Source organism: Lewinellaceae bacterium (assembly GCA_020636135.1).
Taxonomy (GTDB): Bacteria; Bacteroidota; Bacteroidia; order Chitinophagales; family Saprospiraceae; genus JAGQXC01.
The window spans coordinates 412,121-434,571 of record JACJYK010000002.1; the positions used below are offsets into that span (position 1 = coordinate 412,121).

23 protein-coding genes are annotated in these 22,451 nt (G+C 42.6%); 17 read left to right on the top strand and 6 right to left on the bottom strand.

The genetic code is table 11. The annotated features are described in order from the left end of the window. Nucleotides 1-52: 52 nt before the first annotated feature. Nucleotides 53-772 (top strand): hypothetical protein, encoded by a 720-nt coding sequence (locus H6570_16775; protein MCB9320940.1) that lies wholly within the window; start codon nt 53-55, stop codon nt 770-772. 6 nt (nt 773-778) lie between these two features. Here the strand turns inward: H6570_16775 and H6570_16780 are convergent, their stop codons facing one another. Beyond that, nucleotides 779-1,342, bottom strand: a complete 564-nt coding sequence (locus H6570_16780) for a cupin domain-containing protein (protein ID MCB9320941.1) — start codon at nt 1,340-1,342, stop codon at nt 779-781. A gap of 148 nt (nt 1,343-1,490) precedes the next feature. On the opposite strand from H6570_16780, the gene H6570_16785 reads away from it, so the two are divergent. The 6 genes from H6570_16785 (at nt 1,491) to H6570_16810 (ending at nt 4,311) form a co-directional block, all read left to right on the top strand. Beyond that, on the top strand, nt 1,491-1,853 hold the full coding sequence (locus tag H6570_16785) for a hypothetical protein (protein MCB9320942.1): 363 nt from the start codon (nt 1,491-1,493) through the stop codon (nt 1,851-1,853). A 36-nt stretch (nt 1,854-1,889) separates the two neighbouring features. Continuing rightward, entirely contained in the window at nt 1,890-2,336 is a 447-nt protein-coding gene (locus tag H6570_16790) for a helix-turn-helix transcriptional regulator (protein MCB9320943.1), read from the top strand. 34 nt (nt 2,337-2,370) lie between these two features. After that, nucleotides 2,371-2,784, top strand: a complete 414-nt coding sequence (locus H6570_16795; GenBank protein ID MCB9320944.1) for a VOC family protein — start codon at nt 2,371-2,373, stop codon at nt 2,782-2,784. 2 nt (nt 2,785-2,786) lie between these two features. Continuing rightward, a complete protein-coding gene (locus H6570_16800; protein ID MCB9320945.1) occupies nt 2,787-3,236 on the top strand; it encodes a DUF1569 domain-containing protein in 450 nt (149 codons plus the stop codon). Nucleotides 3,237-3,316: 80 nt separating this feature from the next. Further along, on the top strand, nt 3,317-3,706 hold the full coding sequence (locus H6570_16805; GenBank protein MCB9320946.1) for a VOC family protein: 390 nt from the start codon (nt 3,317-3,319) through the stop codon (nt 3,704-3,706). Then, nucleotides 3,703-4,311 (top strand): LpxA family transferase, encoded by a 609-nt coding sequence (locus H6570_16810; protein ID MCB9320947.1) that lies wholly within the window; start codon nt 3,703-3,705, stop codon nt 4,309-4,311. Before H6570_16805 ends, H6570_16810 begins: the two co-directional genes overlap by 4 nt. A gap of 42 nt (nt 4,312-4,353) precedes the next feature. On the opposite strand, the gene H6570_16815 is transcribed toward H6570_16810, so the two are convergent. The 4 genes from H6570_16815 to H6570_16830 all read right to left on the bottom strand — a co-directional run bounded on the left by H6570_16815 (nt 4,354) and on the right by H6570_16830 (nt 8,028). Next, nucleotides 4,354-5,403 (bottom strand): hypothetical protein, encoded by a 1,050-nt coding sequence (locus H6570_16815; protein MCB9320948.1) that lies wholly within the window; start codon nt 5,401-5,403, stop codon nt 4,354-4,356. 141 nt (nt 5,404-5,544) lie between these two features. Next, nucleotides 5,545-6,336, bottom strand: a complete 792-nt coding sequence (locus tag H6570_16820; GenBank protein MCB9320949.1) for a helix-turn-helix transcriptional regulator — start codon at nt 6,334-6,336, stop codon at nt 5,545-5,547. Beyond that, complete coding sequence (locus H6570_16825; GenBank protein ID MCB9320950.1) at nt 6,333-6,977, bottom strand: NAD-dependent epimerase/dehydratase family protein; 645 nt, start codon at nt 6,975-6,977, stop codon at nt 6,333-6,335. Before H6570_16825 ends, H6570_16820 begins: the two co-directional genes overlap by 4 nt. A gap of 1 nt (nt 6,978) precedes the next feature. Beyond that, on the bottom strand, nt 6,979-8,028 hold the full coding sequence (locus tag H6570_16830; protein MCB9320951.1) for an aldehyde reductase: 1,050 nt from the start codon (nt 8,026-8,028) through the stop codon (nt 6,979-6,981). A 376-nt stretch (nt 8,029-8,404) separates the two neighbouring features. Here H6570_16830 and H6570_16835 point away from each other — a divergent pair, with 376 nt between their 5' ends. Further along, entirely contained in the window at nt 8,405-9,577 is a 1,173-nt protein-coding gene (locus H6570_16835; GenBank protein ID MCB9320952.1) for an aminopeptidase P family protein, read from the top strand. Between the two features lie 195 nt (nt 9,578-9,772). Here H6570_16835 and H6570_16840 read toward each other — a convergent pair whose 3' ends face one another. After that, complete coding sequence (locus H6570_16840) at nt 9,773-11,383, bottom strand: T9SS type A sorting domain-containing protein (GenBank protein MCB9320953.1); 1,611 nt, start codon at nt 11,381-11,383, stop codon at nt 9,773-9,775. 382 nt (nt 11,384-11,765) lie between these two features. Here H6570_16840 and H6570_16845 point away from each other — a divergent pair, with 382 nt between their 5' ends. The 9 genes from H6570_16845 to H6570_16885 all read left to right on the top strand — a co-directional run bounded on the left by H6570_16845 (nt 11,766) and on the right by H6570_16885 (nt 22,364). Then, the gene (locus tag H6570_16845) at nt 11,766-12,413 is read left to right on the top strand and encodes a GNAT family N-acetyltransferase (GenBank protein ID MCB9320954.1); all 648 of its coding nucleotides are present in this window, start codon (nt 11,766-11,768) and stop codon (nt 12,411-12,413) included. A gap of 726 nt (nt 12,414-13,139) precedes the next feature. Continuing rightward, nucleotides 13,140-13,811: an SGNH/GDSL hydrolase family protein gene (locus H6570_16850; protein ID MCB9320955.1), complete on the top strand. Its 672-nt coding sequence runs from the start codon at nt 13,140-13,142 to the stop codon at nt 13,809-13,811. A gap of 479 nt (nt 13,812-14,290) precedes the next feature. After that, the gene (locus tag H6570_16855; GenBank protein MCB9320956.1) at nt 14,291-14,977 is read left to right on the top strand and encodes a hypothetical protein; all 687 of its coding nucleotides are present in this window, start codon (nt 14,291-14,293) and stop codon (nt 14,975-14,977) included. Between the two features lie 230 nt (nt 14,978-15,207). Further along, entirely contained in the window at nt 15,208-16,587 is a 1,380-nt protein-coding gene (locus tag H6570_16860) for an IS1182 family transposase (protein MCB9320957.1), read from the top strand. Nucleotides 16,588-16,809: 222 nt separating this feature from the next. After that, complete coding sequence (locus H6570_16865) at nt 16,810-18,000, top strand: DUF3883 domain-containing protein (GenBank protein MCB9320958.1); 1,191 nt, start codon at nt 16,810-16,812, stop codon at nt 17,998-18,000. A gap of 898 nt (nt 18,001-18,898) precedes the next feature. After that, nucleotides 18,899-19,393, top strand: a complete 495-nt coding sequence (locus tag H6570_16870; protein ID MCB9320959.1) for a hypothetical protein — start codon at nt 18,899-18,901, stop codon at nt 19,391-19,393. Between the two features lie 138 nt (nt 19,394-19,531). Continuing rightward, the gene (locus H6570_16875; protein ID MCB9320960.1) at nt 19,532-19,822 is read left to right on the top strand and encodes a hypothetical protein; all 291 of its coding nucleotides are present in this window, start codon (nt 19,532-19,534) and stop codon (nt 19,820-19,822) included. A gap of 11 nt (nt 19,823-19,833) precedes the next feature. Beyond that, nucleotides 19,834-21,051, top strand: coding sequence for an outer membrane beta-barrel protein (locus tag H6570_16880; GenBank protein MCB9320961.1), 1,218 nt, complete (start codon nt 19,834-19,836; stop codon nt 21,049-21,051). 293 nt (nt 21,052-21,344) lie between these two features. Then, nucleotides 21,345-22,364, top strand: a complete 1,020-nt coding sequence (locus H6570_16885; GenBank protein MCB9320962.1) for a histidine kinase — start codon at nt 21,345-21,347, stop codon at nt 22,362-22,364. Nucleotides 22,365-22,451 lie beyond the last annotated feature (87 nt).

Genomic DNA, 22,451 nt, shown 5'->3' on the forward strand with positions numbered 1-22,451 from the left:
ATCTCTGGCTAATTGAGTTAGTAATAAAGTAAGCAATAAAAGAAAATTGGGTATGAAATTATTTCGTCTGATACGCCTGAATATGCTATCTGAAAATCGTTTTACCCGGTATCTGATCTATGCGAGCGGTGAAATTATCCTGGTAGTCATTGGGATATTGATTGCTTTACAGATTAACAATTGGAATGAGAATAAAAAAGGCAAGCTTTTTGAGCGCGAGATGCTGACTCAAATTAAGGAAAATCTAAAAGCAGATAAGGAAAAACTGATTGAAATTAATGCCAGCTGTTCCAAAGCCATTAAGTCTGCGGACAAGATTCTTGGAATTGGTCCGGAAGATCCTATTCCGGATAGTATTCGCTATTGGCTGGCCTATTTTATTCAGTTCGAGCGTTTTCAACCCATTACGAACTCTTACGAAGCGCTCAAATCGCGGGGCCTTGACCAGGTTTCCAATAAAGAATTGCGGTTGCTGCTGGGGGAATATTATGATGATGAGATAAGCCATACCATTAAATCCGTTGGAGATATTGAGAAATCTTTCAACGACGAATGGGTTCCCATCATGGAACAATTTATTGTTGATTTTAAATTCAAGGAATTCTTAATTGTATCTGATCCGACCATATTTCGAAAACCTTCCAAAGCCAGGAATATCCTGATCCTGAACAAAGACAATTACAATGGTGCCATAAACAGGGTGTCCAGCGCGATTTCATCGGTGGAGCGGTTGGAAAAAATTTTGACTGAATCACTTGAGAGACAGAATTAAATGGAGTTAGCTTGGATTCAAAGGCTTGCCGACAATTTTCATATCATGCGCTTCAAAAACGCGCGCTATTTCTGCTTGGGTCGGCGGTGTTTCCCATTGATCGGTAATTTTGAAGAAAGCTTCCATTTTTCCTGCGGGTAGATAAGACACAATCATCTTTCCCCGATCGGATAATTGGACAAATGCATGAGGAACAGTGCGCGGCAGAAAGATGGTGTCACCGGGGGACATGGTATATCGGTCATCACCTACCTGAAATAAATAACTGCCTTCAATCACATAAAACCATTCATCCTGGAAAAGGTGTATATGCAATGGCGGACCTCCGTTAGGGGTAAGGCCGGTTTGCTCAAAAACCGCTAAATCATCGGCGGTATCCGATCCGGATATTTTGATGTCCAGGTTATTCAGGGTGACACCTTTCATTTTATAATGCCGGCCAAATCGAGCCTCACCCGCATTTACTTTAAATCCCTTAATTGTTCTTTCCGTTCGTAGGGATTTAAATATACGGAAGACCCTGGTGCTCAAAAGTGCCATTGTTGAAATTAGAAATGTGCCTCTTTTCATAATTAGATCATTGGTCGATTTTATTTGCTGTTTTGACGCTGTAATCCTAATTTCTTAATCCAATGCATTTATCTTGTTTAGGATGAGTCAACTGTAGCAACTTACTACCTAAAGATAATAGAAGAAAGCTGGATTAAATCGAACATTAATGAAATTTGATAAGCTGGTTCCCAATATCTTTTATTCCGATATCACCGAAGGCCTGGAGCTTTTTGTGAATTGTCTTGGCTTTAAACTAGGTCATGATGAATTGAATACACCCCGTCCTTTTTGCGTCCTGGAACGCGATGGTTTACGGATTAACCTCTTTGAGGATGCTGCGTTGGCCAAAGAACATCATCCGGAGTTCAGGTTGGTAACCGGTAACATCGAAGAGGTTTTTGATCGTGTTTCCCAATCACACCCTGGTTTCCTTCATCCAAACTTGCCGAAAATCACCCTGCGTCCCTGGGGCGCCAGGGAGTTTGCTTTAAGGGATACCCAATTAGGGATTGTCATTCAGCAATGGTAGCTTGGAGGTTTCAAAAAAAGAACTATGAGCCGGCAAATGGTGACTATGGAACAATACGACAAGATCTATCTGTATCGCCGGATTGTAAAAGCCAAGCTGTTTATTGATGAGCGGTTTACGGAGGCCATTGATCTGAATAACATTGCCGATCAGGCTCATTTTTCAAAATTTCATTTTATACGTCTTTTTAAATCCATTTACGGACTTACCCCTAAGGGCTACCTCATCAACAAGCGGATCGATGCGGCCATGAAGCACCTGGTAGAAGGTTTCACGGTAACCGAGACCTGCTTGATGGTCGGATGGGAAAGCCCCACGTCATTTGCGGGAATGTTTAAGAAAATGACGGGGCACACCCCATCGAACTTTCAGCATGGTGAAAATGAACGGAGGAAGGCCATTGAAATCCTTCCTCTTAAGTTTGTCCCAAATTGTTATGCAGAAACACACGGATGGACAAATAGCAATTTTGAAGAGGTTTAAAAGGTAGTAAAGCGGCATTTTTACATAAAAAATTATGATTTCAAAGATTTCACATACCTGCATTTATGTTCTGGATCAGGACAGGGCATTTGATTTTTACGTGAATAAACTCGGCTTTAAAGTGCACACGGACGCACCGATGGGAGAGGGGGCCCGATGGTTGACGGTCACTCCTCCCGAGCAGCCTGAGTTGGAAATAACTCTATTTCTGATTAAGGAAGGCGGGATGTTTGATAAGGCTACGGTTGAGTCAATGACAACTTTAATAAAAACAGGAACATTTGGATCGGCCGTATTTACCTGTAAAAACCTGTTGGCCACTTATGAAGAACTGACTGCCAAAGGGGTCGTGTTCAAGAAGCCTCCAACGAAAGAGTTTTATGGATTCGAAGCACTTTTTGTGGATGACTCAGGAAATTGGTTTTCACTGGTTGAAGAAAGTGCCTAGCTATGAAATCAATATTTGAGGAATCCACAAGGGTTGAAGTCATCAAACGCATTCGTACCCTTACACCGGAATCAACAGCTTCCTGGGGTTCTATGACCGTCGGTCAGATGGTCAGGCATTGTGCCATCTGCGAGGCTTACTATTACGGAGACATTCGAATCAAACGATCATTTGCCGGTCGAATTTTTGGAAAAAAGGCCATTAAGGCCATCTTGAAGGATGAAAATTCCGGACTCCATAGAAATGCACCCACGGCACCACCGTTCAGGGTGACTGAAGAAGGAATTGATCTGGAAAGTGAGAAACGTAAATGGGTTGCATTAATTGAACGCTATGCAACCTTCAACCAGGCGTCTTTTACGCATTGGTTTTTTGGCAGAATGTCTAAAGAGCAATTAGGTCAATTCATTTACAAACATAGCAACCACCATCTGGTACAATTTCAAGCCTGAAGCCAGGCATAGATTTGTGGTGGTAAAGGCCAGTGATTGTTTCGGGCTAAAAATTCCTAATTTGGAATTCAAAGCTATTTATTGTGGAGATAGAACGATTACACCATATTGCCATTATCTGTTCAGATTATGCCAGATCAAAATTCTTCTATACCGAAATATTGAAGCTTTCGGCGATACGTGAAGTTTATCGCGAAGACAGGGACTCCTACAAACTTGATCTTGCCCTAAACGGGCAATACATCATTGAATTATTCTCTTTCCCCACTCCGCCGAGCAGGGCGACCGGACCGGAAGCGACCGGCTTAAGACATCTTGCATTTGGCGTAAAGGACATTACGAAGGAAATTAACTATTTAAATTCCAGAGGTATAACCGCCGAGCCAATCCGCGTAGACGAATACACGGGTAAACGATTCACCTTTTTTAGAGACCCCGATGACCTCCCCATCGAAATTTATGAGCTATGATTGACCTTGACCACTACATCCTGGATTTCGGTAAAAGATTTGCCTGGTCTGATTCCATGCAGCCCTGGGATATCATAGAAAATTTGGAATTATTGCTGCAGCACCATTTGAAGAATTTAGGGGCAGGCTTTACCATTGAAAATAATCGAGCCATCCACTCTTCGGCAACCATTGAACCTGAGGTAACCATGAAAGGGTTGGTCATTATTTCCGAAAACTGTTTTATAAGAGCAAATGCCTATTTGCGTGGGCCTCTCTATTTCGGTCCATCGGTCAAGGTAGGTCCTGGTTCGGAAGTGAAGCAATCCATGGTATTTGACCATACGGCCATGGCTCATTTTAATTACATAGGCAATAGCCTCGTGGGTCATCACATTAATTTTGAAGCGGGTTCAATTTGCGCTAATCACTTTAATGAAAGAACCGATAAGACCATTTTTGTGATCCACGAGGGTGAAAGGATTAATACCGGTGTCACAAAGTTTGGATCGCTGATCGGGGACCATTCAAAGATCGGTGCCAATGCGGTATTGTCGCCCGGCACGCTGTTGGATAGAAACAGTGTGGTCCGACGATTGACATTGATCGAACAAGACAGAACCTGATCATCAAGTCATCGAAAGGATTAATTACTGTCTCGGTGATTATTACAAATGTTTGACAAAGAAATCGGCCTGTGCCTTACTGCATTGATCAAATAATTCGCTCGGGTAGAAGAGCAAGCCAAAATGTCCCCCATCGATATTGATCAGTTGTTTGGGTTCCGGAGCCAGTCTGAACGCGTTTCGTGCCACTTCAGGGTTAGCTCCTCCTATTTCATCGTTATCTGCTACTAGCATGAGCGCGGCTGCCTTCATATGCGGTATGCTTAATGAGGAGTGAAATTTTACCGGCGTATCGGGTGTAACGTAGGTCGCCCGGTTCACCCATTTGGTGTTGAAGCGTCCTCCATATTCCATAAACCAGCGGTAGGCCGTAAGTGGTTTTAAAAGAGAAGGGTAAGTTTCCTGATCGAATGAAACAACAGGCATCGGTCCCCTTGTTGAAGCTGGCGTATTGATGTCGCCATGGTAAAAGGTGTTTTTTAACGACTCATACAGGCTTCCATCGGGGTCTTCGGGTGGCATAGTGCTCCCACAAGCCGGGACCTGGACAACCACCGTTTTGACCCGGTGGTCCATCCCTGCTACAAAAAGAACTTCATCTCCGCTCATGCTGTCGCCCCATAATCCAATCCGCGATTTATCGATGTTGGGTAAAGTACAGACGAAATCGATGGCATCCCGGAAGCCTCTGGCTTGCGTCCACCGGTTCAATTCATGGCGAGGTTCACCATCGCTGATGCCCAGGTTGCGGTGATCGTACAGCAAGACGGCAAATCCTGCCTTATAAAAGACTTCGGCATATTGCTCGGCAACCATTCCATCGATGGTTGCTGAATAACCATGTGCCATGATGATGACGGGCAGATCGGAGGCCTGGCTAGGTTGATAAAATTTGCCTCTCAGGGTGGCACCTTCAGATTGGAATTCAACCATTGTATACATGATCTCGGGGCTTTGAATGTTCTTGGAATGAGAATTATGGTCCGGTTCAATCCATTGCTGTGGCAGGATGGAAATCAGCGCGTACAGTAGGATTCGATGGGCTGGTAAAATGTTGGACAATAAATTGCCCATTCGATTTGGAGCGAACATGTTGGCTTTTTGAATTGCTGGTTCATGTAAAATAGATAAATTATACTGATTTCCGGGTTTGCCGGCTGATATTTCGTGAATTAATTTCCCCGACTATTCTTTGGTTATCTTTTGATAGGGTGGTTAAATTTTTAAGCATTCTTAGATGACAGGATTCAGATGGGAAGGGGAAATACCAAATTTCTTTTTGAAAGCATAGGAAAAATGAGATAAGTCTTCAAATCCCAGATCCAGGTAAATATCGATAACCTGCATTTTTTTGTATTTCAGGAGGTAGTAGGCTTCTTCCAGTCGTCGCTGCACCAACCAACGCGAAGGCGTTTCCCGGAAAATAATTTTAAAGTCCCGCTTGAACGCCGATATGCTCCTGCCGGTAAGCAATGCCAACCTTTCGGTACTCACATTAAACTTATAATTCTTCTGTATAAAAGCCTTTAGATCAATTTTACCGGGTTTGCCAAAATCAAATAAAAGACCGGCGTATTCCGGATGAAGATTCAGGAGTATCTGAAGTAATTCAACCCGCTTGGTTTCGGCAATTTGTGGTTTTATTTGGCCGTCGTGATCCTGGCCGTCGGACAGCGATTCGATGTAGTGGTCCACGATGGCAGACTTGTCGATGGGTAAGAAGGATGATTGAATGTTTGCAGCAGGGGTAATTAACGGGTTCATTTTGAATTGTTCCAACAGAAAGGCTTCATCGAAGATCACCACCACTTTTTCAAACACATCATTTACTTTTTGTTTGTTGTACCTGGCCAGATGATTTTTGCGGACCAGGATACATTCTCCCGGACTCAACGTGTATTGTTTGTCCCCATCGTATCCGACCATTTTGCCCCGGATGAGATAGAGGAAAAAATGTTCGGCAATAAATTCTTCCGGAGAAACTTCCGGGCCGAGGTAACACGATTTTATTTCCTTTAAGTTCATTGAGCCAGTTTTCGGATGTCTTCCGTTTCCAGTACATTTTTCGGATAACCATGGTCGACGGCGTGGATCATGGCCCGTCCAACTTCTTGCAGCGTGAGGGTGGTCCGGTACATGAAAATATTAAACACAGGCAAGAGAACCCGGTAGATCGTCTTGACGTTTCGCTGGCCTTTGCTTGCTTTCATCAGGGCTGGCCGAAAATTATATTCCGCCTTAAATCCCAGATTGTGAAGGGCATTTTCGGTTTTACCTTTTACCCGCGCCCACATGACCTTGCCCTTTTCACTGCTGTCCGTGCGGCTGCCGCTGACATAGATGAATGTCATTGCCGGGTTGACACCGAGCAATGATTGAGCGAAAGACAATGTCAGGTTGTACGTTGCTTTCGAATAATCCTGTTCATTCATGCCGACGGAACTGACGCCGGCACAATAAAAGCAGGCGTCGTAACCACTTATAAGTGAAAGGTGGTCATCCATCTGGCTAAAATCTTTAACCAGTAGCTCTTTGACCTTCGGCGCGTCGGTAGCATAATGCCTCCTGCCGATGATCAATACTTCTGTTATGGTGTCGTTTTGAAGGCATTCGAAGAGCACGCCTTCGCCCACCATGCCGGTGGCACCGGTAAGGATTACTTTCATGTTAGTTGATTGAGAGGTGATGGAATGCAAACAAAGAATCGGCAGTACCCAATAGTGCCTTTTCATTGGATCGCGGCTCCCAGCCCAGGACTTGCCTGGCTTTTTCATTGTTGGCGTCCCGGTAGCGGCCCAGCTGAGGCACCAGGTTCCTGTCGGTAGGACTGATCAGGGCTGCCATCCGGACCACCCAATCCGGTAACCGGCGGGTTGATATGGATTTGCCCCGTTCTCCCAACTCCGATTTCAGAAAAGCAGCGATATCCGGTAATGTCATAACACCCCCGGACAGGGCTAAAAAGCGTTGTCCGGCGGCATCCGGATGGACCATGGCACGCAGGTGCAGGTCGGCAAGGTCTTCGACATCGACGATGCTGATGGTCATATTGGGAATGGCCTTCATTGATCCATCCAGTATCCGTTTAAGCAATTCATGTCCGCTTGAAAGATTTTTATTCAGGGCTTTACCAAAGATACCGACGGGATTGATCACAGCCAATTCCATAGGGTTACCTTCTTTTTCGATAAATGTCCAGGCAGCCTGTTCGGCAAGCACCTTGGATTTGTTGTAAGCGGAAAGTCCTTTTTCATCCGGGTTGGTCCAGCTCTCTTCGGTGATGATTTTAGTCCGGTCATGATGGCTGTAGCCGACCGCTCCAAAGTTGGATGTCATCACCACCCGCTTTATTCCAGCCTTTTTAGCTGCACGCAGGACACGTAAGGTGCCATCAACGGCAGGGCGGATCATCTCCTTCTCATCTTTGGGAATCTGTAGGTGGATAGGAGATGCGATATGCAATACATACGAACAACCCTGCATGGCTTGATCCCAGTTCTTGTCATTGCTCAGATCTGTTTCCACAAATTGCAGATGTTCCAGAGCAGTGATGCCACTATGCCGTAACGCATTCGTTACTTCCGTTTGTTTACTGAGCGATCGCAAGGTTGCCCGTACCCTATACCCCTGGTTCAGCAGCTGGCTGATGGCATGGAGGGCAACAAATCCGGAACCACCGGTGACCAATACGGTAACATTGTTGTCTTTCGAAGACATGTTTTTTCTTATTATTCAACAAATGTCGGGGTTAAAACAACATGGTTACTTTGTTGAAAAGTCCAATTTTCTTTGAAACGGGCATTGAGGGATCATGGTAAAGTTTAGGATTTAAAATGGTACAAAACCTCTGTCTGTTAAAAATCCGGGGCAGGGACAGACCCGGAGCCCTATCTGTTTTGAATTGGCCAGGGTTAAAAGAATAGGTTAACTTTAGCCATGCTCCTGAGACACTGAAACAAGGGGGGATTACAGGTTTAATCAATTAACCATCATTTTTATGAGTATTAGACGCAGGGATTTTATCAATCTGACCGGTATGGCCGCGGCTACCAGCATGGTGACCGGGTTTAAGGCCGGCGGTTTAAACCAGCTCATGGATCCTAACCAGGCCTTGGAATCGATGACGGCTGATGTAGTTCCAATTGCACAGGCTGAAAGGGAGGATAGGATTGCCAGAGCGCAGCGGTTGCTCGCCGAAAATAAAATGGATGCTTTAATCCTGGATTGCGGTACCAGCCTGAATTATTTTACCGGCATCCGGTGGTGGCCCAGCGAAAGGACCATGGTAGCCATCATTCCGGCACGGGGCGAGGTGAAATACATTTGCCCAGGATTTGAGGAAGCTCGTTTACGGGAACAGATCACCATCGGAAAAGACGTCTATGTCTGGCAGGAGGATGAGAGTCCCTATCAACTGATCGCAAAGGCTATCAAGGATGCGGGAATTACCTTCGGCAATACCGCCATTGAGGAAAGAACCCGGTTCTTCATCGTAGATGGAGTGCGGAAAGAGGCTCCCTCCCAAAATTATGTAAGCGGAGATCCGGTAACCATTGGCTGCCGTATCCACAAATCGACTGCAGAAATACAACTCATGCAAAAGGCCAGTGACATCACCTGGGCCGCGATCAAGCAAGGTGTCAGCCAGTTAAAAGAAGGCATGACGCAGGGCGAATTGGCATCCGTCATCATGAAGGCTCAAACCGCGCTGGGAGGAGTGGCGGATTTTGCATTGTGCCTGTTTGGGACGGATTCTGCCTTTCCGCATGGCACCGTACACCCGCAGCCGTTGAAGGAAGGTGATGTGGTTTTGATGGATTGCGGCTGCACGGTAGAGGGATACAATTCGGACATTACCCGGACGGTCGTTTTCGGAAACCCGACCAAACGACAGCGGGAAATATGGGCATTGGAGAAAGCTTCTCAGGAGGCTGGATTTAATGCGGCCAAAATAGGTGCACCCTGTGAGGCGGTCGACGCCGCTGCCCGGAAAGTGATCACCGATGCCGGTTTTGGTCCTGGCTATCAATTGCCCGGCCTGCCACACCGCACCGGCCACGGCATTGGCATGGACGGCCATGAATGGGGTAACATGGTAAAAGGCAACCAAAGGCCGCTGGAACCCGGTATGTGTTTTAGCGTTGAACCGACCATTGCGATTCCCGGCGATTTTGGTGTGCGCCTGGAGGACTGTGTGTATATGACGGAAGAGGGCCCCCACTGGTTTTCCAGAACCAGTCATTCAATCGATGAGCCATTTGCCTAGCAACTGAACGGACTTTTGCATCCAGGCTATCAAGTTATTTAAAATCACGATTACCCTCCGGTTGAAGGGCCGGTTTATGCCTGCCACTAGCTGGACTGATTACCTAGAAAGTTCAGTTAAACAACTTTCCTCAATGATCCATTTATTTAGAATAATCCGCAACTCATTGAACGCTTTAACCCATGGATTTATACGTTAATGAAAAATGATTTTCCTGGTCAATATGCCTTCCTTAAACCGTATCCTGGCCAGGTAGATTCCTGGTGGCAGATTGCGTCGTGACATGGTATGCTGGCTGGAATTAATTCCTGGATAGGCCTGTACCATCAGACCATTCAGGTTAAATACTCGTATTTCTTCCATCGGGTGATCCGGGCTCGTTCGGAAATGGATCTCCTCACCGGCCGGGTTCGGGCTCACCTGCATTTCCACTAAATGGTCGTCCACAAGCTCCTGCACGGAGACCACACCCAGCGCATCAAGGCATTCGGTGAGGCCCAAAGCGGCACAGGCACGCGGAGTATAGAACATCAATACGGTATCGATATAAGCCAAACCTTTTGCCCTGGACATGTTCGGGTTGGTCAATTGGGTATTCGCCTGCAAGGTTGCCGGATTGATACTGGTTCCATGACTCTGGTTGAAAGACGCCACCTCTTGCTCCATCTGGGAAATATCGTACCAGTCCCAGGGGGCTGTTTCTATCCGGTAGCCTGGTGTGATGAGCGGATAGACGTTCTCGGTGGCCAGCGTGGTAGCCGTTTGCCCGGGAAATTGAAAAGGTACATTTTTATTCGCCTGCACCTTTTGGTTCAATGTGTTGGTAAATAGGTTAATAGATGCCAGGACATCATTTACACCTTTCACATTTGCCGTATCTACGGCAGTTCTCGAGCCGGATACATTGACCACAAAATCACCTGTTGTGGGGACAATGACTGGCCCGTTGCCAAAAGGAGTGAAGGGGTCCGTCGGTATCTGCACCCCGATGTAGGCAGGCTCATTCGCTGTGGCCGTAGGACCATCGATCCAGCTCGCATCACCTAAAGCACCAGCCAGACTTACGGCCAGTTGGAAGTCGGAGGAATAGGAAGGCCAGTTGGGAATACACAGTGGTTTTTCTGTGGTGCCGTATAGATTTCCCACTAAGTTGGAGTCCACGTAGAGCATGGAGGTTTCTAGATCGATGAATTTATCAAGTTGAACCTCTGCGAAATCATCCAGGAATGCCGCTCCGGAAGAAATATAGCCACCGGTACCCTGGCCTATGACAGCGATCTTATCGGGGTTGATGCGGTAGCTATTTGCATCTTCTGCAACGGTCTTCCTTAAATAACGAATGCACGTGCGCAAATCCTGGATCCCGCGGTAAGCCGCATTGAGTAGTGTGCCGGTCCGGATATTCTGTCCTCCTGCTCCGGTGGCCGTAGGATTCCAGCCCTGCCGGTAGGTGGCTGCAATAGCAACGTATCCCATTCTGGCCAATCGTGTGCATAGATGGACCACGGCTGAATCCCGCTTGCCGCCAGTGACCTGCCCGTTGAGATATTGAGGCAGGAAGCTGCCGGTGTGCAGACAGATCACCACTGCCCGGGCGGATGCGTCATCACCAGCCGGGCTGTAAACATCCATCAAGAGCGGCTGCACGGATAAAGGACCTTCCAACACGGAAATATTGTTGCCATAGGATACATCAGCGGTGACCGATACCTCGCTGAACACCTCATCCAGATAACGTACCTGTGCCTGAAGTCCGATCGCACCAAGCAAAAAGAGGATACACAGGCTGTAGAAATGATTTTTCATAGAATTACATTGAACCCTCCGAATTTAAAGCACCTAATTATTTATTAACAGGTTTGCGCCTATAAAATGCTAAAAGGTAGTCCAATCTGGAGAAGCACAATTTCCAAAACACGCTGTCATTTCGTACCGCCGCTCATTCTTCGGTCGGCATCAAAGCACTGAAGGTGAAGGATGAGCCCCGCCTCCCGGAGGGCAGGCCGGAATGAGACCCCTCGACTCCGCTCGGGGTGACAATTGCTTTTTTGTCAGGCTGAGCGAAGTCGAAGCCTCTCCGCTCGACGCTATAAGGCGTCTCGGTCGACCTGCCCGTCCGTTCGGGCGGGAATGACATTAGGTTTATTGAAATTGGCTTTCCGGAGTGGGCTCAAAGGTGACCATTGGAATGATTCATATCTTTGATGGTGGTATCCGGGTCCTGATAAACGGCATAATAGCCTGTCCTTATAAACGAATGCAACGACCAGGCAAGCAGGTATCCAATAAATGCATTGTACACATTATGAATTTCGACGGCAACAGGGAAGCTTTCCAATTTCAACGAGCAACTCCCAACGATGTGGCTAACCTGGCCCGGTTGCATGTGGATACCTTTAATGAGACCCATGGCCAGGGTCCTTCCTTCGAAGTGCGTTTAAACCAATGGCAGCAGTTATTCCGGGATAAACGACCTTCCTGGTTTTGCCTGGTCATCAAGACCCAATCCGGCAACCTGGCCGGTTTTGCCAAAGGTCAGCCTTATGATCACGGTGACCATGCTGATTACCAGGGGGAGTTGAATAAAATTTATCTTCTGAAAAAATATCAGAAAATGGGACTGGGACGCCGGTTGCTCTGTCATTGTGCAGAAGAATTCAGACAGCTCGGCATAATATCCTTTTTATTGTTTGGTGATGCAAACAATCCTTCCAATAGCTTTTACGAGCGGATGGGGGCCCGGAGGTTATATGCCCAAAATGGCGCATTCCATGGAGGATATGGGTGGAACAATCTGGAAGATCTGCTATCTGATGATAATAATTCGCGAGCATAAAATTTAATTGGGATAATCGCATTGGGTGGTTAGCTTTCCAAATCATATTTGGTTCTTAGATACTATTGTAATTTCTCTTTAACGAATTAGGAAAAGAATTTTTATGTAACTTCTATTGTTCCGAAATGTAATTCTGGTTGCAAGGGTCGCTGCTTGGCGTATTCGTTCATTTTTGTTCCGGCAAAAACGAACCAAAAACCTCGATTCACGCAAAACTCACATTGGCGTTCGGTGCAACTGTATGGTTTTCAGGATATTAAGTTCTTCGGAGTCACCATTTTTGCGGCATGCGCACGCCTCACCGTCTTTCGACGGCAGCAAAAATGCTGTTTTTGAATTGTTCAAACAGTTGCGTGAACCTACTGAAAAGATGACGGTAACTTGAAACCACCAATTTTAAATATAAGCAATGTAAAAAGCCTTAGTGCAATAGTTTGATCCTAAATTGCGCGTCCTAAATGAATGGCAATGAGCAGAGCTTTATAACATTCTTTGGTCGCGGCCTTTCCAGTCCTAGCTATTTGGTTGCAAATTTTGCGTAAAATACAAGAATGGGGGCAGGTCTAAAAAATAAGTGTCTGCATAATTTACTAATAGCCTTGGAGTTGTTCGTTATTATTATAATTACGGTTTAACACCCCAACGGGTAAATTGTAATAATTCCCGAGAATAAAATTTAATTGGAATTATTCATCTGATTAAGGTTAATCACAGCATGTACAACTAATGATTGAAATAAAAACAAGCAAAGCCAGTCTTACGCTGTATTTCTTGCTGATCCTGATTTGGTCCGGGTGTGCAAAGCATAAGCCCAAAATATTGATCGTTGGTGATTCCATTTCTTTGGGCTATACACCGTATGTACGGGAGGACCTGCAAGGCATCGCCGAAGTTTATCACAACCGGGGCAATGCACAGCACACAGGCACCGGTCTGGATAGTATTGAAACCTGGATTGGCACAAAAGACTGGGACATCATCCAATTTAACTGGGGCCTGTGGGATTTGTGCTACCGGCATCCGGACTCCAAAACGCAGGGCAACCGGGATAAGGTGCATGGTACAATCACGTACGAGCTGGAGGATTACGGCAAAAATCTGGATTCGATCGTACAATGGATGAAAGCCAAATCGGACGCTAAATTGATTTTTGTCACGACCACTTATGTGCCGGAGGATGAAGCCGGAAGGTATCAGGAAGATGCGATCCGGTACAACCAATTGGCCAAAAGGATCATGGAGGAAAATGGGGTGGTCATCAACGATATCTACGAAGCTTCCCGGCGGATACACCGGCAGTATGGAAAAGATTCGGGTGATGTGCATTATTTACCCGAGGGGTACCGGGCGTTGGCCAAGGAAATTACGGATTTCCTGAAAGGTGAAATGAGTCAATGATCCGGGTGACCTTTATGGATGCAGGGTCTCTGGGTCAGGATGCGATGGAGGTGAAAAGCGTGCATCGGATTTGCACAAATGCCTCGATTTGATGTATCTTAATCCCATTAACATCCACACCCATGGAAATGCTAACCGACACCATTCGGAATCTTTTTTACCGGACCACAGATGCGTCACCATCGTGAATTGTTCATCCGGCATATCCCTGCATCACAGCTGGGAGCCCTCAGTAGTGCCTGCGGGTGACGAATAAGCGGGCTGCTGACATACCGGCGTGGCATGGCTTCGTCGGGCAACCTGGAGATCTAAAGCATAAAATGGGAAAGGATGCGATGGGATACCGATGTGAAAGCATCGACTAGTAGGCTATTGTTTCTGATGAAAATAAATGTTTTTTTGAACGAAAAATGGTAAAAAGCGCAATGTTGATACAGGAAATACGTGGATATAAGTAAGTTGTCGGTCATTTGATAAATATGAAACAAGCAGTCAAAATATCATATACATTACTTATCATTTTTTTCACTAATGGATGTTCAACTAATGTTGTCAGTGACGAAGTAGAAATACTTTCGCTAATATTCAATAGCCAAATTGGTGACTATGAACATTTTGGTTCATCACCTCCCGCACCGCCGCTTCCTCCAAGTTTTGATGAATTAGAAAGGTATTCTTCTTTAGATTCTGCCAAATTAAATTTGATTTCAATTGAATGGCAGCAATATTTCAAACAAGAAGAAGAATATGACAAAATAGTAGAGTTGTGGAAAATTCGAATGCAAAATATTGAGAAGAAAATTGTATTCTTCAACAAGTGTAGATTAAGTGCTCAAGATAAGATTTGGGTGATTGAAGAGATTAAGAAATACGAGATTGACTCAAATTTTTTGAATAAACCAATCAATTGGAAAATTTCAGATATCAAAAACAATAGTAAATACGAACTAATTGAATACAAAATATTTAAAGATTCAAAATTAGATACTGTTCACGTTGGAATCATGAAATTCTCGAATATTGGATTCAATAATGAGAAAAATCTTGCTATAGTCTATTTCGATTGGTTATGTGGTAGTCTTTGTGGAGATGGAAATTTGGCAATCCTTGAGAAAAAAGCCAACATTTGGAAAATAAAAGAAATAGTAAACTTATGGATATCCTAAATAGAAATAACGAACCGACAACATGGCGCGATAACGACCATCCCGCCTTATAGAGGCCAGAACACATGAAGAATATGATAACATGAACAAACATAGTAACTTAGAAAAAGTTAATTGAAAGGCGGGACGTCGTATGCGCCCGAACGTCAGACTGTGCAATAACCTATAATTATATTTTTTAATGTGATACTTTTTTCGTAAATTAATACTATCACCAACGAACATATATTATGGACTTTGTCGAAGGTCAAGATCGCGAACAAATGTTCATCTCTTCGATCGAACAAATGGTCGACCCAGAAGCTTTTGTTCGTATTATCGATGCTTTTATTGATGTGCTTCCTCTAGAGCAGTTTGATTTCAAAAACCTTGAGTTAAATGAACAGGGTCGCCCACCGTTTCACCCAGGTGTACTCCTCAAACTTTATCTCTATGGCTATCAGAATGGCATCCGGTCCTGCCGTAAACTAGAACATGCCTGTAAGGTCAATCTGGAAGTCATCTGGCTTTTAAAAGGTAGACGACCTCACTATAAGACCATTGCTAATTTCCGCAAGCAGAATGCACTAGCTTTTCGTCAGGTCTTTCGCCATTTTGTTGCCATGCTCAAAGGCTGGAGACTTATTGAGGGCAAAACCATTGCGATCGACTCTTTTAAAGTCCGGGCTCAAAATAGCCTCAAAAACAACTACAATTTGGCCAAAATCCACCGGCACCTGGATTACATCGATGCCAAAATCGATGCTTACTGTGAAGAACTCGATCAAGCTGATGATGACGAAGAAAAAGAGCAGCTGCATGCCAAGATCAACGATCAGATTGACAAGTGGAATCAGTACTGCGAACTTGGAGATGAAATCATCCAATCCGGTAAAGAACAACTGTCCACTACCGATCCCGATGCTCAAGCTGTTATCCTACACCGAAATATTGTCAACGTAGGATATAACATCCAAGCAGCTAGTGATGCTAAACACAAGCTCCTCGCTGCCTTTGATACCGGTGATGTCAATGATACCCATGCCCTCGAATCCATGGTTCTTCAGGTTCAAGAAAACCTGGAAATCACTAAGTTTGATGTACTCGCTGATAAAGGCTATCATACCGCCGCCCAGCTGGCAGCCTGCGAAGAGCTTAACGTCACGACTTATGTCTCTCCCAAGGCCAACGCTGCTAATGTAACCAATCAGGTTATCCCAGTAGAAGACTTCAAATATCACCCTGGATCCGATACCTATCGTTGCCCCAATGGATCCATCTTGCGATCCAATGAAATGATCTACCATCGCAAGTCAAAAAAGCCCAAACACCCAGCTACTCGTTTTAAACACTACAGAACAGCTGATTGTAAGCTTTGCCCCATTAGATCGCAATGCACCAGTGCCAGAAATGGCAGAATCATCCAACGAAACGAGCCTGCCCGACTTAGTCATTCAGGCGGGCATCAATTCGGACCTTTCAAAAGACTATGGGATTTCACCTATGTACTCCTAAAAGGTAAACGAAAGATACTTGGTGAAGTTGCCATGCTATTTACCACCTACAACCTGAGGAGAACTGTGCCTGCCAGACCAACGGCTGGTCCATACTTGGGTTTTCGGCACTTCTAAAGCGCCTAAAAGACGCTTTTTTAACTATATTTGATAACATACTACTGACGCGACTAAGGTCGGTCAGTACACGTGCTGACAGACTCGATGGTACGCCACATTCAACTTTCATTTTTGACTTACCCTCAGCTGCCACAGTACAGGACATTACAAAAAATAAATTAGATAGGGAGTTGATGCACAGACTCCCGTTAGCGGTCAGCAAAAGAAACATACTGCAAAATGAATATTGAATTAGTAAAATCATATATCGAGGAATATAAAAGAAACTTTAAAAGTGTTCATAACCAGGAGATTTACAAATGGCATGCTATTAAACAATTTCAAGATAATTTTGACATTAATTCAAAAGACTTCTATTCAAACGTTGAAATATCTCTTAGGAAATCCGATAATTTACTGGCCTCAAGATTGTATTATCCCAAGAGAATGCTTCTTGAAAATATTGAAGAATCAACAGAACAAGTTAGAGAAATGTTTCAATTGCTTTATGACGAGGATTTTGATATACTTGAACGAGTGGAAAATTTTCGGAAAGACTTTGGAGAACTAAGTCATAAAGTATTTCCTGAGAAAAAGAACCATTACCAAGACCATAGGGCAATAATTGTTTACTTGACTCTAATGTATCCCGAGAGATATTTCTTCTACAAGTTTGGAATGTTTAAAATGTTTGCAGAGAGAATTGATTATGCACATAAACCAATTAAAGGACAAGTTGAGAATATCGGATTATACCAAAACATGTGTGAACTTGTTCGGTATGAGATTGAAAAAGACCAAGAATTATTAAATCTCCATGAAAACAGACTTGACAAAAACTGTTATCGAGATAAGGATTATAATGTATTAACACAAGACTTTATTTATGCTGTTTCCCAACATTTTGAGAGTATAAATATTCAAAAAGTAAGGACAATTGAGATTTTGAAAGAAAATGAGATTTCATCAAACACTTTAGAAACTAAGATTGAGAACGTAAATTTCACTCCGAGTATTGTTAACCATCTTCAAAACAATGTTGAGAATAAGAGGATTGGTGATTTAGGAGAGATATGGATTTATAAACATGAAAAAGAGTTTTTAGAATCTCAAGGAAAAAAGGAACTTGCCGAAAAAGTTGAGCATGTAGCCAAAAAAAAAGGTGATGGATTAGGATTTGATATTCTGTCATTTGACTTAGACGGAAATCCAAAATACATTGAAGTAAAAACAACTAAAGGCAATCAAAACTCAACCTTCTTTGTAACAAGAAACGAATTAGAAAAAAGTACTATTGAAAAAGATAGGTATTTCTTATATAGAGTATATGAATATGATGAAGAAACAGAAAAAGGAAAGATTTTGAAAATTAAAGGAGAATTGACAAATATTTGTGATACTCCTATGAATTATAAAGTAACATTGAAATAATAATGCCGAACTGCTAACAAATGCTGAGTGTTGACAAACTCTAGGTCAAAAACTGCCCATATATGACTGCTTTTTCGTATATTATGATATACAAGAAGTAAAGAAATATAAGCCAAAGCTATTCACAAACTTCTTCTTACCGGATATTCCGCCAGTGGTCGGACAGGTATCCCGGAGTGCCATTTCTACAATGTTTTGAAGAGCAAAATAGATTTTCACTTCATTTACAAGGATGCAAAAGCGATCTATTCACGTACAGGCAAGCCTTCGATTGATCCAGTCGTATTCCCTGCCAGTCCGGGCTGTTGGTTTAAATGTCTTTTAGTTGGCTACCTGGAGAACCTATGCAGCGATCATGCTGGTTCCAATCTGCTTTCGATCGTAATTAAATGCTTCATAAACCTGACCTGATTGCAGTCGCCAACGTCACCAGGTCAAAGAACCCGCCCGAACCTGTTCGGTCCGGCTGGGGCGGACAACGTTCAGTCGGGCGGGTATCAATTTGGAACTTTCAAAAGACAATGGGATTTTACTTACGTCCTCATGAAAGGAAAGGATCAAATACTTGGTGAGATAGCACATCTATTCTCAACCTACAATCTCAGGAGAACTGAGCCTGCCAGACCACCGGCTGGTCCATACTTGGATTTTCAGTATTCCTCAAGCGCTTAAAAGAGGCTTTTTTGCTTATATTTGATTACATACTACTGACGCGACTAGGGTCGGTCAGTACATGTGCTGACAGCCTGGATGGTACGCCACATACGACTTTCTTTTTTGACTTACCCTCAGCTGCCACAGTTTAGGACAACATAAAAGATAAATTAGATAGAGAGTTGATGCACAGACTCCCGTTATCGACAAGGAAAATTATCAAACCCATATGAAATCTAAATAAGTGAATACTAATTCCAGCATAGAAAATAATAGTGTCAATAAAATAATTGAGAAGGTGTGGACTAAACATATAAATCATCAACTAAAAAGATCAATATTGATTATAATTCCATTTATTTTCATAGGCCCTTATTTTCCTGGAAAAAGAGGAAATGAAAATTTAAATGATTTAGTCGGATACTGGTGGGCAGTTATAATTTTGACTATTGGATTTATAGCTGCACTCATTTACGCCAAAATAGTTAATGACGTTAAACTTGAACAGAAGCTGAAAGATATAGAAAATAGCTATACAGTAAAAACTGAGACTCTTGAATATATCACTACGATTAAAAATTTTATTAAATATGACACCTTGGTATTTAAAAACCCATTAGACAAAACTATAAATTTAAATCAAACTAATAGTGAGATTAAATCAATCTTAAAAAAGAACAAGGTATTTAGAGTGCAATACCTCGAAGATGAAAAATTAATTTTAAAAATTGAACAATAAGATATTTGCAGCAAATTAATTTCAAAACCCAGTTGATAACAATGTTCACCATGATCATACTTCCTATCGGGTGACATTAGGGGTGCTAGCCGTTAGCTACTATATTGGAAAAAAATATGAGTACAAATCCACAAATACTTGAAAAATTCCTTGAACAAAAAAGAGAAGAAATTGACCCAGGCTTTGATCCAAAGCGAATTCTTCAATTATTTTATTACACAGGAAATATTGAAGGACTTTGAATTGTCATATGATGAAATTCAGAATGGAATAGTAGATGGTGTTGGTGATGGAGGAATAGATGCGCTTTATACCTTAGTAAATGGAGAGCTAACTCAAAGAGATACTGGTAGCTGCCACAGTTTAGGACAACATAAAAGATACATTAGATCAGGAGTTGATGCACAGACTCCCGTTATTCAATATTAAATATTACCTGTATGAGAGTCAAAAATATCGTAATAATTATAATTATTCTTTTAGCAAGTTATCATTCAATTTATTCACAAGTCCAGGGAAAGAGGCAAAACAGACAAGAGTTGTTTTCATTAAATTTTTCAACAAGTGTTGGTTTGATGAGGCCTACTTCAACAATTACAAATTTGGACTATGAAGGAGTGGTTTTGCCAGATATTAGTCTGATGAATGAATTTGGATTTGAGCTTGAATATAACTTAAATGATAACTTCTCGATGTATTCTGGATATTTGTTGCAACGAAGGTCGTATAAAGAAGTACTAAAAAGTGGATCAGGTGGCAAATTATTTGCATATAGTTATACATTTCCCTTCTTTGTCAGGTATAATTTCACCGGTTCAAAATTATCACCCTATATTTCTTCTGGTATTTATTACAATTTGGAAAAAGATAACGGTGATTATTTTTCATTTGGTGATTTAAATGGGATATATTTTAGAAATACCAAAGTGTTGCGATATAATCACATTTCAATTGGTTTTGAAATTGGTAAGAGATTTGTTTTATGGAAGCAAAATTTTAGTGCTTCGTTACATTACAATTACTCTTGGCAAGAGAGCTACTCCAGCGAATATGTTGATGCCCAAATAAAAGACACTTCAAAGCAACAATTTGGATATGGTAGTTCTAATGGTTCAGTAATTGGATTAAGAATAAAATACCACTTTGGTTTTCTTAACAGAATAGGGTTAAATCGAAAACAACCAACTCCATTACAAACTACATTGTATAAGAATTTCGTTAATGTTGATTTGTTTGGCGCTTCACTTTTTTATGCATTGTCCTATGAGCGATTCCTCTACCGAAAAAATTGGGTGCACCTAAGTCTAAAAACAGGGGTATCGTATATACCAGAGCATGAAGAAAAGGGAGTAGTATATGTAAATCCAAAATTTAGAAATTCGACAAAGTTGATGGGTTTATTTGTTCCTAATTCAGTAAACCTTTATATAGGTAGGTCAAAATCATTTGTTCATCTAGGTCAAGCATACATAGCAACCTATTCTCCATATTATTTCCCTCAATTTCACAATAATAAGAAATACGGTTGGTCAAATTATTATGTGAGTATTATTGGATACCGGTTTGAGCATAAGAAGTGGGCGATAAATGCACAAATGAACTTTCAATTTAGTTCACCTGTACCTTTTGGAGGTTTAAGTGTTGCAAGAGGTTTTTGATAAGCAAACATGAACTAAAAAAAACTATGATTGTTCTATCACCAATTTTGTGATGGACTTGAAGATAAATCTTTGAACATTAGACCTGTTATCTTATACGGGCTTTCAGGAAATGAGTCTTGAAGAGATCGGGGGAAATTAAAGAGGATCAGGTATCACGTGTTAACAGAATGTCTATTGATGGGGCATAGGCTGCAGTAAATTTTACATTTTTTACAATTCCTTTTACAATATTTTATTGGAGATCAATGCCCTTTGGTATAGGTTTATGGAAATAAACCGGCTGACAATTCATGAGACTTTTTCACGTATTTGCCCTGTGTCTAATTTTTGTTGTCCACACCGCCTGCGGACAACAACAAAGAGGCCTGCCACAAGATAATTTCAGTAGAGCACACAATGGCTACTCCGAGTCCCAACTAAAAGAAGTAGCTACTTCCAGGGTGCCTATAAGTATGGTTCGGAATGTGAGGCAAGATAGAAATGGAAACATTTGGATGGCTGCCTCATGGGGTGGTGTTTTTCGTTATGATGGAAAATCATTTACCAATCTCACTTATGGCAAAATAGAACCGCATAGGTTCTGGGATGTGTTGGAAGATCGACATGGAAACCTTTGGTTGGCTTCCACGGATTCGGGAGTTTATAAGTACAATGGCAAAACCTTTCAACATTTCACAACCAATGAAGGACTTGCCGATAATCTGGTTATGTCTATTTACGAAGATAGGGACGGTAATATCTGGTTCGGAGCAAGCCGTTATGACGGGAAATCTTTTCAAAATTTTACTATAAAAGATGGATTTCCCAGTAACAGTATTCGATTACTCCTTGAAGACAAAATCGGCAAGCTTTGGTTTGGTGCACAAGGCGAAGATATGTTCGTTTATGATGGAAAAACATTTACCGTTTTAAAAGACAAAGATGGCAAGGCGTTTAATAACGTTTGGTCGATCATCGAAGATAAAAAAGGAAACATTTGGTTCGGGGCAGATGGTCTTTGGCGCTATGATGGTAATACCTTTACGAAAGTATCGCAGAGGGATGCATATTCTATCATCGAAGATAAAAATGGAAACATCTGGACTACTGGTGGAGTAAAACCTACTGGGGACTGGGCACTTTCCCGTTATGATGCAGAGACCTTGTACAATGAAAATCCAATAGTAACCGAAATTATATCACAACGTCCAGCTCTGTTGGGGCTTTTGGAAGCTACCGATGGAAGTATTTGGTTTGGATCGATGCTCGGAGTGTACCGATATGATGGCAACACCATCACGGACTTCAAAAGTGCAGCCGGTCAGAAATAACAGTTATAACCGTCAGTTTTAAAATGGAATTAAGCTTCAGGGGGTACATTTTTAACAGCGATAAGTGATCGACATTTTTACTCCGGA